General features: G+C 72.0%; 11 protein-coding genes. 10 read left to right on the top strand and 1 reads right to left on the bottom strand.

The window, feature by feature from the left end; translation table 11 throughout:
• Nucleotides 1–29 precede the first annotated feature (29 nt).
• The 8 genes from leuS to holA all read left to right on the top strand — a co-directional run bounded on the left by leuS (nucleotide 30) and on the right by holA (nucleotide 11,477).
• A complete protein-coding gene (gene leuS, locus ACFYP4_RS06185; RefSeq protein WP_358853733.1) occupies nucleotides 30–2,942 on the top strand; it encodes a leucine--tRNA ligase in 2,913 nt (970 codons plus the stop codon).
• Nucleotides 2,943–3,096: 154 nt separating this feature from the next.
• Nucleotides 3,097–3,828, top strand: a complete 732-nt coding sequence (locus ACFYP4_RS06180; RefSeq protein WP_358853746.1) for a hypothetical protein — start codon at nucleotides 3,097–3,099, stop codon at nucleotides 3,826–3,828.
• A 72-nt stretch (nucleotides 3,829–3,900) separates the two neighbouring features.
• Entirely contained in the window at nucleotides 3,901–4,746 is an 846-nt protein-coding gene (locus tag ACFYP4_RS06175) for a DegV family protein (protein WP_358853734.1), read from the top strand.
• A gap of 133 nt (nucleotides 4,747–4,879) precedes the next feature.
• Nucleotides 4,880–5,980: a ComEA family DNA-binding protein gene (locus tag ACFYP4_RS06170; protein ID WP_358853735.1), complete on the top strand. Its 1,101-nt coding sequence runs from the start codon at nucleotides 4,880–4,882 to the stop codon at nucleotides 5,978–5,980.
• Between the two features lie 86 nt (nucleotides 5,981–6,066).
• Nucleotides 6,067–8,796 carry a ComEC/Rec2 family competence protein gene (locus ACFYP4_RS06165; RefSeq protein WP_388783256.1) on the top strand — a complete coding sequence of 910 codons (2,730 nt, stop codon included), beginning with the start codon at nucleotides 6,067–6,069 and terminating at the stop codon, nucleotides 8,794–8,796.
• Between the two features lie 126 nt (nucleotides 8,797–8,922).
• The gene (locus ACFYP4_RS06160; RefSeq protein WP_388783253.1) at nucleotides 8,923–9,735 is read left to right on the top strand and encodes an arylamine N-acetyltransferase; all 813 of its coding nucleotides are present in this window, start codon (nucleotides 8,923–8,925) and stop codon (nucleotides 9,733–9,735) included.
• Nucleotides 9,736–9,916: 181 nt separating this feature from the next.
• The gene (locus ACFYP4_RS06155) at nucleotides 9,917–10,162 is read left to right on the top strand and encodes a hypothetical protein (RefSeq protein WP_358853738.1); all 246 of its coding nucleotides are present in this window, start codon (nucleotides 9,917–9,919) and stop codon (nucleotides 10,160–10,162) included.
• Between the two features lie 328 nt (nucleotides 10,163–10,490).
• The gene (gene holA, locus ACFYP4_RS06150; RefSeq protein ID WP_388783250.1) at nucleotides 10,491–11,477 is read left to right on the top strand and encodes a DNA polymerase III subunit delta; all 987 of its coding nucleotides are present in this window, start codon (nucleotides 10,491–10,493) and stop codon (nucleotides 11,475–11,477) included.
• A 481-nt stretch (nucleotides 11,478–11,958) separates the two neighbouring features.
• On the opposite strand, the gene rpsT is transcribed toward holA, so the two are convergent.
• Nucleotides 11,959–12,225: a 30S ribosomal protein S20 gene (gene rpsT / locus ACFYP4_RS06145; protein WP_121403109.1), complete on the bottom strand. Its 267-nt coding sequence runs from the start codon at nucleotides 12,223–12,225 to the stop codon at nucleotides 11,959–11,961.
• A gap of 307 nt (nucleotides 12,226–12,532) precedes the next feature.
• Here rpsT and lepA point away from each other — a divergent pair, with 307 nt between their 5' ends.
• Together lepA and ACFYP4_RS06135 are read left to right on the top strand one after the other, a co-directional pair.
• Nucleotides 12,533–14,401 carry a translation elongation factor 4 gene (lepA, locus tag ACFYP4_RS06140; protein ID WP_358853740.1) on the top strand — a complete coding sequence of 623 codons (1,869 nt, stop codon included), beginning with the start codon at nucleotides 12,533–12,535 and terminating at the stop codon, nucleotides 14,399–14,401.
• A gap of 305 nt (nucleotides 14,402–14,706) precedes the next feature.
• Nucleotides 14,707–16,593, top strand: a complete 1,887-nt coding sequence (locus ACFYP4_RS06135) for an AMP-dependent synthetase/ligase (RefSeq protein WP_388783245.1) — start codon at nucleotides 14,707–14,709, stop codon at nucleotides 16,591–16,593.
• Nucleotides 16,594–16,658 lie beyond the last annotated feature (65 nt).

The raw sequence follows: 16,658 nt of genomic DNA, 5'->3' as shown, positions 1-16,658 counted from the left end.
CAGAGACGATCGATGGAGCTTTGAGGATCATGAGCGAGACGAATGCCTCCCCCGCCGCCGAAGGCGCGGGCGGTGCCCCCGCCGCCTCCGAGGTGGCCGCGCCGCACCGCTACACGGCCGCCATGGCCGCGGACATCGAGGCACGCTGGCAGGATTTCTGGGACGCGGAGGGCACGTACGCGGCGCCCAACCCGACCGGTGACCTCGCCGGAGACCCCGCTCTGGTCGCAAAGCCCAAGAAGTTCATCATGGACATGTTCCCGTATCCCTCGGGTGCGGGACTCCACGTCGGCCACCCCCTGGGCTACATCGCCACCGACGTCTTCGCCCGGTTCCAGCGGATGACCGGTCACAACGTCCTGCACACCCTGGGCTTCGACGCCTTCGGCCTGCCCGCCGAGCAGTACGCCGTGCAGACCGGCACGCACCCGCGGATCTCCACCGAGGCCAACATCGAGAACATGAAGGTCCAGCTGCGCAGGCTGGGCCTCGGCCACGACAAGCGCCGGTCGTTCGCGACGATCGACCCGGAGTACTACAAGTGGACCCAGTGGATCTTCCTGCAGATCTTCAACTCCTGGTACGACACCGAGGCCGGCCGGGCCCGCCCGGTCTCCGAGCTGGTCGCCCAGTTCGAGAGCGGCGAGCGCCCCGTACCCGGCGCCGAGGGCACCACGCGCGCGTGGAGTGAGCTGACCGCCGCGGAGCGCGCCGACCTGCTGGGCCAGTACCGGCTGGCGTACGCCTCCGACGCGCCGGTGAACTGGTGCCCCGGCCTGGGCACCGTGCTGGCCAACGAGGAGGTCACCGCGGAAGGCCGCTCCGAGCGCGGCAACTTCCCGGTCTTCAAGGCCAAGCTGCGCCAGTGGAACATGCGCATCACCGCGTACGCCGACCGGCTGCTGGACGACCTGGACGCGCTGGACTGGCCCGAGGCCATCAAGCTGCAGCAGCGCAACTGGATCGGCCGCTCCGAGGGCGCCCGGGTCGACTTCCCCGTCGACGGCGCGGCGATCACCGTCTTCACCACCCGTCAGGACACCCTGTTCGGCGCCACCTACATGGTGCTGGCGCCCGAGCACCCGCTGGTCGACGCGTTCGTGCCGGACGCCTGGCCCGAGGGCACCCACGACGTCTGGACCGGTGGTCACGCGACACCGGCGGCGGCCGTCGCCGCGTACCGCGCGCAGGCCGCCTCGAAGTCCGACGTCGAGCGGCAGGCCGACGCCAAGGAGAAGACCGGCGTCTTCACCGGCGTGTACGCGACCAACCCGGTCAGCGGCGAGCGGATCCCGGTCTTCATCGCCGACTACGTGCTGATGGGATACGGCACCGGCGCGATCATGGCCGTCCCGGCGCACGACAGCCGTGACTTCGCGTTCGCGCGCGCCTTCGAGCTCCCGATGCGCTGCGTCGTCGAACCGTCGGACGACCGGGGCACCGATCCCTCGGCCTGGGACGACGCCTTCGCCTCGTACGACGCGAAGATCGTCAACTCCACGGGCGACGACATCACGCTGGACGGCCTGGGCGTCGCCGAGGCCAAGGCCCGCATCACCGAGTGGCTGGCCGGCCGGGGCATCGGCGAGGGCACCGTCAACTTCCGGCTGCGCGACTGGCTGTTCAGCCGCCAGCGCTACTGGGGCGAGCCCTTCCCGATCGTCTACGACGAGGACGGCATCGCCCACCCGCTGCCCGAGTCGATGCTGCCGCTGGAGCTGCCCGAGGTCGAGGACTACTCGCCGCGCACCTTCGACCCGGACGACGCGAACACCTCCCCGGAGACCCCGCTGTCCCGCAACGAGGACTGGGTCAACGTCACGCTGGACCTGGGCGACGGACCGAAGAAGTACCGCCGCGAGACCAACACCATGCCCAACTGGGCCGGTTCCTGCTGGTACGAGCTGCGCTACCTGGACCCGCACAACGACCGGCAGCTGGTCGACCCGGCCATCGAGCAGTACTGGATGGGACCGCGCGAGGGACAGCCGCACGGCGGTGTCGACCTGTACGTCGGCGGCGCCGAGCACGCCGTGCTGCACCTGCTGTACGCGCGCTTCTGGGCCAAGGTCCTCTTCGACCTGGGCCACGTCTCGTCGGCCGAGCCGTTCCACAAGCTGTTCAACCAGGGCATGATCCAGGCCTACGTCTACCGGGACAGCCGTGGCATCGCGGTACCGGCCGCCGAGGTGGAGGAGCGCGACGGCGCGTACTACCACCAGGGTGAGAAGGTCAGCCGGCTGCTGGGCAAGATGGGCAAGTCCCTGAAGAACGCGGTCACCCCGGACGAGATCTGCGCCGAGTACGGTGCGGACACGCTGCGCCTGTACGAGATGGCGATGGGCCCGCTGGACGTGTCGCGGCCCTGGGACACGCGCGCGGTGGTGGGCCAGTTCCGGCTGCTGCAGCGGCTGTGGCGCAACGTCGTCGACGAGACCACGGGTGAGGTCACCGTCGTCGACACCGAGCCGGACGAGGCCACGCTGCGTGCCCTGCACAAGGCCATCGACGGCGTCCGCCAGGACCTGGAGGGCCTGCGCTTCAACACCGCCATCGCCAAGGTCACCGAGCTGAACAACCACCTGACCAAGACGGGCGGCCCCCTCGCCCGCACGGTCGCCGAGTCCCTGGTGCTGCTGGTTGCGCCGCTGGCCCCGCACATCGCCGAGGAACTCTGGCGCAAGCTGGGCCGCACCGGCTCGGTCGTCCACCAGGACTTCCCGGTCGCGGACCCCGCGTACGTCGTCGACGAGTCCGTGACCTGCGTCGTGCAGATCAAGGGCAAGGTCAAGGCCCGCCTGGAGGTCTCCCCGGCGATCTCCGACGAGGAGCTGGAGAAGGTGGCGCTGGCCGACGAGAGGGTCGTCGCCGCCCTGGACGGCGCCGGCATCCGCAAGGTCATCGTGCGGGCGCCGAAACTGGTGAACATCGTCCCGGCCTAGCCGGAGACCGGCAGCCCAGCACGCTCGCGCGGGGCTGTCGGGGTAGTCCCCTACGGGCAGGTTCGGGGTTCTGGTGGAACTCCGGACCTGCCCGCTGCGTTTACCGTGGAAGAGCGCCGCGGCAGCTGCCGGGGCCGGACGGAGGAGGAGCGTGGTGGAAGCCGTGATCGCAGTGATGGCGCTGCTCTTCCTGCTGTTCGTGGTCCTGGGGGCCTACGCCACCGTGAAGGTCGTCGGCGCGGCCAAGCGCGGCGTGGACCGCACCGTCTCGCAGGCGCGGCGCACCGTGGAGGACACCACCCTGCGCGCCAGGACGTTCGCCCAGCCGGGCCCGGTGGGCGAGCTGGCACAGCTGCGGCTGAAGCTGCGCACGTCGATGCGGGCCACGCAGGACGCGCTGCACGCGGGCGTGGCGGACGACGAGTCGCTGAAGGAGTCGCTGGGCCTGTTCGAGCGGCTCAGCGCGCACGGCCACGAACTGGACGCCGAGCTCAAGCGCCTGGAGACCGAGCCGGACCGCGGCACCCTGGCCTCCCGGCTGCCCGGCCTGCGCGAGCGCACCGAGCAGATCACCCGGTCGGCGGACGCGCTGCGCTGGGCGGCCCGCGACCGGGCCCGCCGCTTCGCGGACGACGACCTCGACGCGCTGAGCACGCAGATAGACCTGGAGGCGGGCGCCCTGCGGCACTGGACGACGGAGCCGGCCGCCACGCCGCCCTGGCCGAAGGCCCCCGCGCCCGACGAGGCGAGGTCCGGCGGGCAGACCTGGCCCGAGACGCCCGAGACCCGTGAGGCCGAGCAGCCGGCCCGTCCGGCCATCACCCCGCCGCTCCAGCGGCCCGTGTACCCGTGGCAGAAGAAGCCCCGTCCCGAGAGCACCACTTGATCCGCTGCGCCGCGCCCCCGGCCCCCGGGGCCGGACTGCCGCTCGCCCGTTCCGGCAGGTAACCTCCAGCTCATGTCCCGCCATGTCGCGATCGTCACCGATTCAACGGCCTACCTGCCGCCACGGACGATGGAGCGCCACGGCATCACGGCGGTGCCCCTGACCGTGGTCCTCGGTGACCGGGCGCTGGACGAGGGCACCGAGATCTCGGCCCGCTCCGTGGCCCTCGCCCTGCAGAAACGGCGGTCCGTCACCACCTCCCGGCCCAGCCCCGAGGTCTTCGCCGAGACCTATCGCAAGGTCGCCGAGTCGGGTGCCCCGGGCATCGTCTCGCTCCACCTCTCCTCCGAGCTCTCGGGCACGTACGACGCCGCCGTCCTCGCGGCACGTGAGGCGCCGGTACCCGTGCGCGTCGTGGACACCGGGATGATCGCGATGGCCCTCGGCTTCTGCGCGCTGGCCGCGGCGGCGTCCGCCGAGGCGGGCGGGACGATCGACGACGCGGTCACGGCGGCGGAGAAGCGGGGCGCGGGAACCTCCTCCTACTTCTACGTCGACACCCTCGACTATCTGCGCCGGGGTGGCCGGATCGGGGCCGCGCAGGCTCTGTTCGGCTCCGCCCTGGCCGTGAAACCGCTGCTCCAGCTGCGCGACGGGCGCATCGAACCCCTGGAGAAGGTGCGGACGGCATCCAAGGCGATCGCCCGCCTCGAGGAGATCGCGGCCAACCGGGCGGGCAACGCGCAGGTCGACATCGCGGTCCACCATCTCGCCGCTCCCGAACGGGCGTCGGTGCTCGCGGACCGCCTGCGGGCGCGGGTGTCCGGCCTCGCGGACCTCCATGTGAGCGAGGTCGGGGCGGTCATCGGGGCGCACACGGGGCCCGGGCTGCTGGGAGTTGTCGTCTCGCCTCGGTGACCGGGCTGCCCGGCCGCGATCTTCGCGGCTCCTGTGGTCCTTCCGGGTGAGCGAGTTATCCACAACTGGGGGCTTGTCCACGGGAAACGAGCAAGATCATCGCGAGGGCGGCGGTCTGGTCGATGCTCGGCGCATGGCACTTTCATCACGCTCACGTACAGCCACGGCGACCAGCGGCCCCGGCCGGGGTCCCGCCTCCGACGGGCGCACCCGTCACCGGCGCCACCATGCCCACGGGCGGGGTGGACGCCACCAGGCATCGGCGGAGGTGCTCCGCCGACGCGCGGAGGCGCTCTTCACCGACGGAGCGGGTGAGCGGCGCGCCTCGGGGAGCGGGCCGCCGGCGGGCCGGCGCGGGGGCACTGCCGTGGCTGCCGCAGGGGGCGCGGGCACTTCCGCTCCCGGGGGTGTCCGTGCGGGCGCCGACGGCGGCGCGGGTGCGGGCGTTGGCGGCGGCGGGAGCGTGGGGCTCGACGGGGAGGCGCCGTCGGGTGCGTGGCGGGAGCGGCTCGGGCCGGCCGTACGGGAGCGCATGCCGCTGTGGCTGCAGTCGCGCTGCGGGCTGGAGCGCCGCAGTGTGGCCGCCCTGACCGTTCTGCTCGTCGTCGCCGCGGTCTTCGCCGTGCAGCACTTCTGGACAGGCCGGACGCAGCAGGTCCACGCACCCGAAGTCGTGCGGGCGGCGGTTCCGTATGACGACCGGGCCGGGGGCCGGAGGGCGGAACCGGAGGCCTCGGCGGGTACGCGCGAGTCCACCGGCAGGCCCGGCACCGAGATCGTCGTGGACGTCAGTGGCAAGGTGCGCAGTCCCGGGATTCAGCGGCTGCCGGCCGGTTCACGGGTCGCCGACGCCCTGCGGGCGGCGGGTGGTGTGCGTCCGGGCGTGAGGACCGAAGGCCTCAACCGGGCCCGCCTCCTCGTGGACGGCGAACAGGTGGTGGTCGGCGGCCCCGCACCTCCGGCGGGCGCCGGTCCCGGAGGAGCCGTCGTGTCCGGCACCGGGGGACCCGCCAGCGGGTCCACGGCCGGAGCGGCGCCCGCGGCGCCGGTCTCCTTGAACTCCGCCACCCCGGATCAGCTGGACACCCTGCCGGGGGTCGGCCCCGTCCTGGCGCAGCACATCATCGACTACCGCACCCAGCACGGCGGGTTCCGGTCGGTCGACGAACTGCGTGAGGTGAACGGCATCGGTGACCGGCGTTTCGCCGATCTGCGGAACCTCGTCCGGCCATGACCGGGACGCCGAGCACAGGGGCAGGGCCCGGTACGCGTGCAGGGGCCGGTTCGGAGACAGACGGCGGGGCCCCCGGCCGTCGGACGGTGCACACGGCTTCCGGTGCGCGGCTGGGGGCGTCGAATCCTCGCCAGGAAGGGCCGACGGACCTGAGGTTGGTGCCGCCCGCCCTGGCGGCCTGGGCGACGGCGGCCTTGACGGTGGACGCAGCCGTCACGCGGGTCTCGGCGGTGGTGGTGGTCTGCCTGGCCGGGGCAGGCGCGTTGCTGTGGCTGCACCGGGGCGGCGCGAGGAGCGCGCCGCCGGACGGGGGTGAACGCGAGAGCGGGCGTCGAGGCGGTGCCGCGCGGAGGCGGCATGACGGCGGCGGAGGCCGTCGAGGGGAAGGAGCCGACGGCCGGGCAGAGGGCGGCACAGGCCGGGGAGTTGGCGGGGGAGGCCGCCGGCGGGATGCGGCCGACGGGCCACGAGGCAGCGATGAACGGCGTCGGGGGGAGGGCGGCACGGGGCGGTGGGGTGAGTGGCCGCAGGTCTCGGTGGCTGCCGTGCTGCTGTGCGTCGCCGCGGCCGCAGCCTCCGCCGGGGCGCACGGAGCGGACCTGCGGCGCGGCCCCGTGCCCGCCCTGGCGGGGCACTACGCGCAGGTGACCGCCGACGTCGAGATCACTTCCGATCCGCGTCTCACCAGGCCCCGGATCAACGGCGACCACGCGGCTCCCACGGCCGTGCTGTTCGACGCGGAGGTGGGGCGGCTGCGGAAACCGGACGGGGCGGTCGTGGCGACTCGCACTCCGGTGCTGGTGATCGTCGACGCGAGCGCACCACGACAGCCGGGCGCACTACGACAACCGGGCGCTCCGGCAGAGCGGGGCGGCCCGGCGCGCTCGCCGTGGCTGGAACTGCTGCCGTCCACGCGGGTGCGGGTGACCGCGCGGCTCGTCCCCGCGCTGACGGGCGGAGACCGGATCGCGGGCGTCCTGCGCGTGCGGGGCGGAGCACCACCCGACGTGGTGGCAGAGCCGTCGGGTGCACAACGGCTCGCGGGCCGGCTGCGCAGGGGGCTGCGGGAGGCGACCGACGGACTGCCGCCGGACGCACGGGCACTCCTGCCGGGCCTGGTCGTAGGGGACACCTCACGCGTCACACCCGAACTGGACGACGCGTTCAAGGAGACCGACCTCGCGCATCTGCTGGCGGTCAGCGGCGGAAACCTGGCGATCTTGCTGGTCCTGTTCACCGGGCCGCCGGGACTCGCTCAGCGTGCGGAGCGCCGCGGCCTGGCGTCCCGGCTCGGGATCCCGTTGCGGACGACCGCCCTGCTCGGCGGCGCGCTCACGCTCGCCTTCGTGATCGTGTGCCGACCGGACCCCAGTGTGCTGCGGGCCGCCGCGTGCGGCGGGATCGTGCTGCTCGCCATCGCGACGGGACGACGCCGGTCCCTGATCCCCGCGCTGGCCGCCGCCGTCCTGGTGCTGGTGCTCCACGACCCCTGGCTGGCACGGAGTTACGGGTTCCTGCTCTCGGTGCTCGCGACCGGTGCTTTGCTCACCGTCGCCCCACGGTGGAGCGCCGCGCTCCGGCGACGGCGAGTACCACCTCGCGCTGCCGAGGCCCTGGCCGCGGCGGCCGCGGCACAGGCGCTGTGCGCGCCGGTCGTGGCGGTGCTGTCGGCCCGGGTGAGCCTGGTCGCGGTGCCGTGCAATCTTCTCGCCGAGTTCGCGGTCGCGCCGGCGACGGTGCTGGGCTTCGCAGCCCTGGCGACGGCCCCGGTGGCGATGCCGGTCGCCAAGGGGGTTGCCTGGTCCGCGAGTTGGCCGGTGGGATGGATCGCCGGCATCGCCCGTACCGGCGCCGCGCTGCCCGGCTCGGGAGTGGACTGGCCGGACAGTTGGACGGGCGCGCTGCTGCTCGCGCTCGTGACGGCGGCCGTCGTGTTCGTCGGGCGGAGGCTGGTGAGACACCCCTGGCTGTGCGGTGTCTGCGTCGTGCTGTTCCTGCTGGTCGTGGTGCAGCCGCCGCCGCTGGCCCGGGTGATCACGGGCTGGCCGCCGCCCGGGTGGCGGTTCGCGGTGTGCGACGTGGGGCAGGGCGACGCGACCGTCCTGGCGGCGGGCGAGGGCGCGGGCGTGGTGGTGGACGCGGGACCTGACCCGGTTCTGGTCGACCGGTGCCTGAGCGCGCTCGGCATCACCAGGATCCCGCTGGTCGTGCTCACCCACTTCCATGCCGACCACGTGGCGGGCCTGCCCGGTGTGCTGCGCGGGCGCTCGGTGGGCGCCATCGAGACGACGGGGCTCGACGAGCCCCGGGACCAGGCGGAGTTCGTGCGGTCCCAGGCATCCGCGCGGCACATTCCGTTGACCCGGGCCGCGACGGGGGAGCGGCGCCGCACGGGAACCCTGGACTGGCGGGTGGTGTGGCCGCCCCCGGCTCCCGTGCCGGCGCCGGAGGGCCCGAACGACGCCAGCGTCGCCCTGCTCGTACGGTCGGCCGGGATGTCCCTGCTCCTGCTCGGCGACCTGGAACCTCCCGCCCAGCAGGCCCTGTTGAGGTCACCCGAGGGCGCCCGGCTGGGCGCGGTGGACGTGCTCAAGGTCGCCCATCACGGATCGGCGTACCAGGACCCGGAGCTCATACGCAGGGTGGCGCCGCGGCTGGCGCTGATCTCGTGCGGCGAGGACAACCCGTACGGGCACCCGGCGCCGAGCACGCTCGCCGCGCTGCGGGCCGGGGGTGCCGCGGTGATGCGTACGGACGAGGACGGGGCGATCGCCGTGGCCGGCGCGGGTGAGGAGCTGCGGGTGGCGGGTGACTGAGGTGCGGGTGGTGGGTGGCGGGTGACTGAGGTGGCGGACCGTGGGCCGCGGTGAGGCGGAGAGGAGAGGCGGGGCGCGGTGACGTCGGAGGGGGCGTGCGGGGGGCAGCGGAGGGAGACTGAGGTCATGAACTCCGCACAGGCCGACGCCTATCTCCGTCGTATCGGGGCCGCGCGCCCCGCCGGGCCCACCTCCGAGGTGCTGCGCGAACTCCAGCTGCGGCATCTGCGGAGCGTGCCGTTCGAGAATTTGTCGATCCACCTCCGTGAGGAGATCGTGCTGGAGGAGAAGCGGCTGCTGGACAAGGTGGTGGGGGCTCGCCGGGGTGGGTTCTGCTACGAACTGAACGGTGCCTTCGGGGCGTTGCTGGCGGCGCTGGGCTTCGACGTGACGCTGCTCGCGGCGCGGGTGCACGGGGCGGAGGGCCGGCTCGGGATCCCCTACGACCATCTCGCCCTGCGGGTGCGGACGTCGGACGGGGGCGACTGGCTGGCCGACGTGGGGTTCGGGGCGCACAGCCACTGGCCGCTCGCCTTCGGGGAGCGGGGGGATCAGGTGGACCCGGCGGGCACGTTCCGGGTGACGGAGGTGGGGGAGCCGGCCGGGAGTGCGGCGTCGGAGTACGGGGACCTGGACGTGCTGCGGGACGGCAGGGCGCAGTACCGGCTGGAGACGCGCAGGCGTGTACTCGGGGACTTCGTGTCGGGTGCCTGGTGGCACAGGACGTCGCCAAAGTCGCACTTCACGCAGTCGCTGGTGTGCTCGCGGGTCACCGAGGACGGCGGAAGGATCACGCTGAGCGGCCGTGCCTTCACGGTGACCGCGGCCGACGGCACGAAGGAGGTGACGGAGCTGGGCACGGACGAGGAGGTGCTGCGGGTGTACCGGGAGCGGTTCGGGATCGGACTGGACCGGGTCCCGGTGGTGCGGGAGATCTGAGCGGGCCGGCTCTCACGGGGGCAGCGGATGACACGGGCGCCGGTTCTCTCAGCCGGGGGCGGTGGCAAGGGGGCCGGGTTCCTGTACCGGGACCGGTGGCAAGAGGGTCGGGCGCCCCTCTCACCGGGGGCGAGGGGAGGCCCCGGCTTCGGCTTCGGCGGGCGTGGCGGAAAATGTCTCCGTGAGCGATGTGAGACATGTGCTGGTGCTGCCCGACCGTGATGCCGCGGAAGAGGCGCTGGAGGCACTCGGGGACCGGTTCGGACTCGACGAGGAGCCGCAGCTCGTCCGGGACGCACTGGCCGGTGAGGACGATGCCGAGGACGCGCAGTGGCTGGTCGTGCTGCGGGACCCGGAGGAGCGGCTGGCACCCGGGGAACTGGACGAGTTCGTCAGTGAGTGGGAGGGGTGGCGGGAGGAGCCGTAGGGGTCCTCCGGGGGTGGCCGGCAGTCGGCGCCCGGGTGTGCCGCCGCCGCCGTCCGGCCGACGGTGGGCGTGCGCTCCGCCGCCGCCGTCCGGTCGACGGTGGGCGTGGGCTCCGCCGCTGCCGTCCGGTCGACGGTGGGCGTGGGCTCCGCCGCTGCCGTCCGGCCGACGGTGGGCGTGGGCTCCGCCGCTGCCGTCCGGCCGACGGTGGGCGTGCGCTCCGCCGCTGCCGTCCGGCCGACGGTGGGCGTGCGCTCCGCCGCTGCCGTCCGGTCGTCCTCGCCCGGCTGTCGTCGCGTTGTCGGCGGCGCGTGGGATGCTTGGCGCGATGGCCAGGAAGACTGCACAAGACGACCCTCTCGCCCCTGTCACGCTGGCGGTGGGCCAGGAGGATCTCCTGCTCGACCGTGCCGTGCAGGAGGTGGTGGCCGCTGCCCGGGCCGCCGATGCGGACACGGACGTACGGGATCTCACGCCGGACCAGTTGCAGCCCGGCACCCTGGCCGAGTTGACGAGCCCGTCGCTCTTCGCGGAGCGCAAGGTCGTGGTCGTACGCGATGCGCAGGATCTGTCGGCGGACACGGTCAAGGACGTGAAGGCGTACTTGGGGGCGCCTGCCGACGAGATCACCCTCGTGCTGCTGCACGCGGGCGGGGCCAAGGGCAAGGGGCTGCTCGACGCGGCGCGCAAGGCGGGCGCCCGTGAGGTGGCGTGCCCGAAGATGACGAAGCCGGCGGACCGGCTGGCGTTCGTGCGCAATGAGTTCCGGGTGCTGGGCAGGGCGGCCACGCCCGAGGCGTGCCAGGCGCTCGTCGACTCCATCGGGAGTGATCTGCGCGAGCTGGCGTCCGCGGTGTCCCAGTTGACCGCGGATGCCGAGGGGACGATCGACGAGGTCGTGGTCGGGCGGTACTACACCGGGCGGGCCGAGGCGTCGAGCTTCACCGTGGCCGACCGGGCCGTGGAGGGGCGGGCGGCGGAGGCGCTGGAGGCGTTGCGGTGGTCCCTGTCGACGGGGGTCGCGCCCGTACTCATCACCAGTGCTCTGGCACAGGGGGTGCGGGCCATCGGGAAGTTGTCCTCCGCGCGTGGGGGGCGGCCCGCCGATCTGGCTCGGGAGCTGGGGATGCCGCCGTGGAAGATCGACCGGGTGCGGCAGCAGATGCGGGGGTGGACCCCGGACGGGGTCGCCTACGCGTTGCGGGCTGTTGCCGAGGCCGATGCCGGGGTCAAGGGGGGCGGGGACGATCCCGAGTACGCCCTGGAGAAGGCGGTGGTGGCGATCGCCCGGGCGGCGCGGTCGAGACGGGGTTAGCCCGAGCACGGGTGAGTTCTGACCGGGGGTGACCCCGAGCAACCGGGGTGACCCCGAGCAGCTGGGATTGACCCCGACAACCGGGGGTGACCCCGAGCACGCGTGAGCCCGTTTTTCCGGGTGACCCGGAATCGGCCTGGCGGCCTCGCCATCAAACGCCGGACGGGCTGAAGGACCCCAGCCGCGGCAGAGGCAGAAAGCCGTCGGCCGCCGCACGGGCCGAGAACCCGCCTCCCCGGTCCCCGCACCCAAAGAACCCCGGCGCCCCTCCCGCGACACAACCGAAGGCCCCGGTCTCCCCTCCTGGGGAAGGAGAGGTGACCGGGGCCTTCGAGGCAAGCTCTGTGGATCCACGCCCGCGTGGCGAACGCAGGTCGCGCGTGGGTCCGGGGGTGTCGGGTTGGGAGCGGAGAGAGAGGGCCCGCTCGGGTCCAGCCGACGGTCAAGTCAGGGGATGAGCCCCCGGAAGGGCTCAGCCGACTCAGCCCTTGAGGGAAGCGACCTTGGAAGCAAGCGCCGACTTCTTGTTGGCGGCCTGGTTCTTGTGGATGACGCCCTTCGAGACGGCCTTGTCGAGCGCGCGCGACGCGTCGCGCGTGTACTCGGTGGCCTTCTCGACGTCACCCGCGGCAGCGGCCTCGCGGGCCTTGCGGATCGCGGTCTTCAGGGAGGACTTGACGGCCTTGTTGCGCAGCCGAGCCTTCTCGTTGGTCTTGATCCGCTTGATCTGGGACTTGATGTTCGCCACGAATGAGCCTTTTCAGGTTCAGGCGCGCGAGGGCAGGCCTCACGCGCCGGTGATTGATCTTCGAGTAGCCCACCGGTGAACCGGCAGAGCTGCTGCCCCGCCGGTCGCCCGGCGAAGCCGATACCCCGCCGGTGAACCGGAGGAGCCGTCTGTGCCTCGTGCAGAGAGGGCATGAGACACAGCCACCCAGGCTACCAGTCGTCCCGGGAGCGGCCCAAACCGGTCGCAGCTCCCCGCCCGTGGGACCATGGAGCCTACGTATCGATCCGACCCGAGGCGACAGGCGCCTCAAGAGACAGGACCCTGCGTGCCCGCGACCCCTAACCATGTGCCCGAGCCGAGCCGTACCGCCCCGGCTCTGATCCGCAATTTCTGCATCATCGCGCACATCGACCACGGCAAGTCCACGCTCGCCGACCGGATGCTCCAGCTGACCGGGGTGGTCGAGCAGCGTCAGATGCGTGCTCAGTACCTCGACCGGATGGACATCGAGCGCGAGCGCGGCATCACGATCAAGTCCCAGGCGGTCCGGCTGCCCTGGGCGCCCACCGAGGACCCGGGCAGGACCCACATCCTCAACATGATCGACACCCCCGGGCACGTCGACTTCACGTATGAGGTCTCGCGGTCCCTCGCCGCCTGTGAGGGCACGGTCCTCCTGGTCGACGCGGCCCAGGGCATCGAGGCGCAGACCCTCGCCAACCTCTACCTGGCGATGGAGAACGACCTCACCATCGTCCCGGTACTGAACAAGATCGACCTGCCGGCCGCCCAGCCCGAGAAGTTCTCCGAGGAGCTGGCCAATCTCATCGGCTGCCAGCCCGAGGACGTGCTCAAGGTCTCGGCGAAGACCGGCGTCGGCGTGGACGCGCTGCTGGACCGGGTGGTCCGTGACGTCCCGGCCCCGGTCGGCGTCGCGGACGCGCCCGCCCGCGCGATGATCTTCGACTCGGTCTATGACTCCTACCGTGGCGTGGTCACGTACGTCCGTGTCATCGACGGCCAGCTCAACAAGCGCGAGCGCATCAAGATGATGTCGACCGGCGCCACGCACGAGCTGCTGGAGATCGGTGTCTCGTCCCCCGAGATGACCCCGGCCGACGGCATCGGCGTCGGTGAGGTGGGCTACATCATCACCGGCGTGAAGGACGTCCGTCAGTCCAAGGTCGGTGACACGATCACCAGCAAGGAGAAGGGCGCCACCGAAGCCCTCGGCGGGTACAAGGACCCCAAGCCGATGGTCTTCTCCGGCCTCTATCCCCTGGACGGCTCGGACTACCCCGACCTGCGTGAGGCGCTGGACAAGCTCCAGCTCAACGACGCGGCCCTGGTCTACGAGCCCGAGACCTCCGCGGCCCTCGGCTTCGGCTTCCGCGTCGGCTTCCTCGGCCTGCTGCACCTCGACGTCATCCGTGAGCGCCTGGAGCGCGAGTTCAACCTCGAACTCATCGCCACCGCGCCCAACGTGGTCTACCGCGTGATCATGGAGGACGGGAAGGAGCACACGGTCACCAACCCGAGCGAGTTCCCCGAGGGCAAGATCGACAAGGTCTTCGAGCCGGTCGTCCGGGCCACGATCCTCGCCCCCAGCGAGTTCATCGGCTCGATCATGGAACTCTGCCAGACCCGTCGCGGCACTCTTCTCGGGATGGACTACCTCTCCGAGGACCGCGTCGAGATCCGCTACACGCTGCCCCTCGCCGAGATCGTCTTCGACTTCTTCGACAACCTGAAGTCCAAGACCCGCGGCTACGCGTCCCTGGACTACGAGCCCACCGGCGAGCAGGACGCCCAGCTGGTGAAGGTCGACATCCTGCTCCACGGCGACCGCGTCGACGCCTTCTCCGCCGTCACGCACCGGGACGCGGCCTACGCCTACGGAGTACGGCTCGTCGCCAAGCTGCGCGAGCTGATCCCGCGCCAGGCCTTCGAGATCCCCGTCCAGGCCGCCATCGGTTCGCGGGTCATCGCCCGCGAGACCATCCGCGCCATCCGCAAGGACGTCCTCGCCAAGTGCTACGGCGGTGACATCTCCCGGAAGCGGAAGCTGCTGGAGAAGCAGAAGGAGGGCAAGAAGCGGATGAAGATGGTGGGATCCGTGGAGGTTCCGCAGGAGGCCTTCATCGCCGTGCTCTCCAGTGACGAGAACGCCGGCTCGGGCAAGGCCAAGAAGTAGCCCGTACGGCCGAGAAGCAGCTGTCCATACAGGGACAAAGCCCGGAAACGGACCGGGTGCAGGGGGCCTGTTCCGCGCGTGCGCGGCGGGCCCCCTTGCGCATGCGGCCGGTTGCTCTCTGTAGGAAGTGACAGGCCGCTGCCCCTTACGTACCGGCCGGTCGGGCCTTACTCTGATCTCTGCTCGGTAGTTACTCACGAGTTAAACAAGGCGTCGTGAGTGACGACAACACAGCCGCAACCAGCCAGCCGCACAGCAGTCGACCGAGCCAGTCGCACGCACTGTCGCGGGCCCCGGAGGATGTCGTGAGCGACACACAGACCCTGATCGAGAACCGTCCGCCCTCCGTGGCGGCCGTCTTCCTGGAGCGCGTGGCGGCCACGCCCGACGCCGAGGCCTACCGCTACCCCGTGCCCGCGGCCGCCGGCGGGGGCCCGGACGAGTGGAAGTCGCTGAGCTGGGCGCAGGCGGCCGAGCGGGTCTACGCCATCGCGGCCGGCCTGATCGAGCTGGGGGTTCAGCCGGAGCAGCGCGTCGCGCTCGCCTCCTCGACCCGGGTCGAGTGGATCCTCGCCGACCTCGGCATCATGTGCGCGGGCGCGGCCACGACGACCGTGTATCCGCAGACGAACGCGGAGGAGTCCGCGTTCATCCTCTCCGACTCGGAGAGCAGGGTCCTGATCGCGGAGGACGCCGCGCAGGTCGCCAAGGCGCGCGCCAAGCGGGCCGAGCTGCCCGAGCTGGCCCATGTCGTGGTGATCGACCCCACCGGTGTGGACATCCCCGAGGACGAGGGCGACTGGGTGCTGTCGCTGGCCGAGCTGGAGGCGCGCGGCGCGGCGTACCTGGAGAAGAACCCCGACCTGATCACGAAGAAGGTCGGTGCGATCACCTCCGATCAGCTCGCCACGCTGATCTACACCTCGGGTACCACCGGCCGGCCCAAGGGCGTCCGGCTGCCGCACGACAACTGGGCCTACATGGCCAAGGCGACCGTCGCCACCGGGCTGATCAGCAGCGGAGACGTGCAGTACCTGTGGCTGCCGCTCGCGCACGTCTTCGGCAAGGTGCTCACCTCGGGCCAGATCGAGGCCGGTCACGTCACCGCCGTCGACGGCCGGGTGGACAAGATCATCGAGAATCTGCCGGTGGTACGCCCGACGTACATGGCGGCCGTGCCGCGCATCTTCGAGAAGGTCTACAACGGGGTCGCTGCCAAGGCGCGGGCCGGCGGCGGCGCCAAGTACAAGATCTTCCAGTGGGCGGCCGAGGTCGCCCGCGAGTACGCGAAGGTCAGCCAGGACAACTTCCGGCGCACCGGTGTCGCCTCCGTCCCGTTCGCTCTCGGCGCCAGGCACAAGGTCGCCGACAGGCTCGTCTTCGCCAAGATCCGCGAGGCCTTCGGCGGCAACCTGCGCGCCTGCGTCTCCGGCAGCGCCGCGCTCGCCCCGGAGATCGGCTACTTCTTCGCCGGCGCCGGCATCCACATCCTGGAGGGCTACGGCCTCACCGAGTCCTCCGCCGCCTCCTTCGTGAACCCCGGTGAGGCCTACCGCACCGGCACCGTCGGCAAGCCGCTGCCCGGCACCGAGGTGCGCATCGCGGACGACGGCGAGATCCTGCTGCGCGGCCCCGGCATCATGGAGGGCTACCACCGGCTGCCCGAGAAGACCGCCGAGGTGCTGGAGTCCGACGGCTGGTTCCACACCGGCGACATCGGCGAGCTGTCCCCGGACGGGTACCTGCGGATCACCGACCGCAAGAAGGACCTCATCAAGACGTCCGGCGGCAAGTACATCGCGCCGGCCGAGGTCGAGGGCCAGTTCAAGGCCGTGTGCCCGTACGTCTCCAACATCCTCGTGCACGGAGCCGACCGGAACTTCTGCACCGCGCTCATCGCCCTCGACGAGCCGTCGATCCTGGACTGGGCGAAGGACAACGGGCTGGCGGGCAAGTCGTACGCCGAGGTCGTCGCGGCCCCGGTGACGGTCGCGATGGTCGAGGGCTACGTGAAGGAGCTCAACGACGGTCTCCAGCGCTGGCAGACCATCAAGAAGTTCCGGCTGCTGCCGCGCGACCTGGACGTCGAGCACGGGGAGATCACCCCGAGCCTGAAGCTGAAGCGTCCGGTCGTCGAGCGGGAGTACAAGCACCTCATCGACGAGATGTACGCGGGCTCGCGCGAGGCGTAGCACCGGGTGCGGCGGGTCCGGCGACGTCCGGGCCCGCGCACGCGGACGGGGCGCGGCCGGCGTGC

It is taken from the genome of Streptomyces sp. NPDC005551 (assembly GCF_042871785.1).
Taxonomy (GTDB): domain Bacteria; phylum Actinomycetota; class Actinomycetes; order Streptomycetales; family Streptomycetaceae; genus Streptomyces.
This window is presented reverse-complemented; position numbering and strand designations above follow the sequence as displayed.

Excerpts from the sequence above, each read along its gene's own strand:
- leuS (WP_358853733.1), top strand. The coding sequence starts at position 30 with ATGAGCGAGACGAATGCCTCCCCCGCCGCCGAAGGCGCGGGCGGTGCC.
- ACFYP4_RS06175 (WP_358853734.1), top strand. The coding sequence starts at position 3,901 with ATGTCCCGCCATGTCGCGATCGTCACCGATTCAACGGCCTACCTGCCG.
- ACFYP4_RS06170 (WP_358853735.1), top strand. The coding sequence starts at position 4,880 with ATGGCACTTTCATCACGCTCACGTACAGCCACGGCGACCAGCGGCCCC.
- ACFYP4_RS06160 (WP_388783253.1), top strand. The coding sequence starts at position 8,923 with ATGAACTCCGCACAGGCCGACGCCTATCTCCGTCGTATCGGGGCCGCG.
- holA (WP_388783250.1), top strand. The coding sequence starts at position 10,491 with ATGGCCAGGAAGACTGCACAAGACGACCCTCTCGCCCCTGTCACGCTG.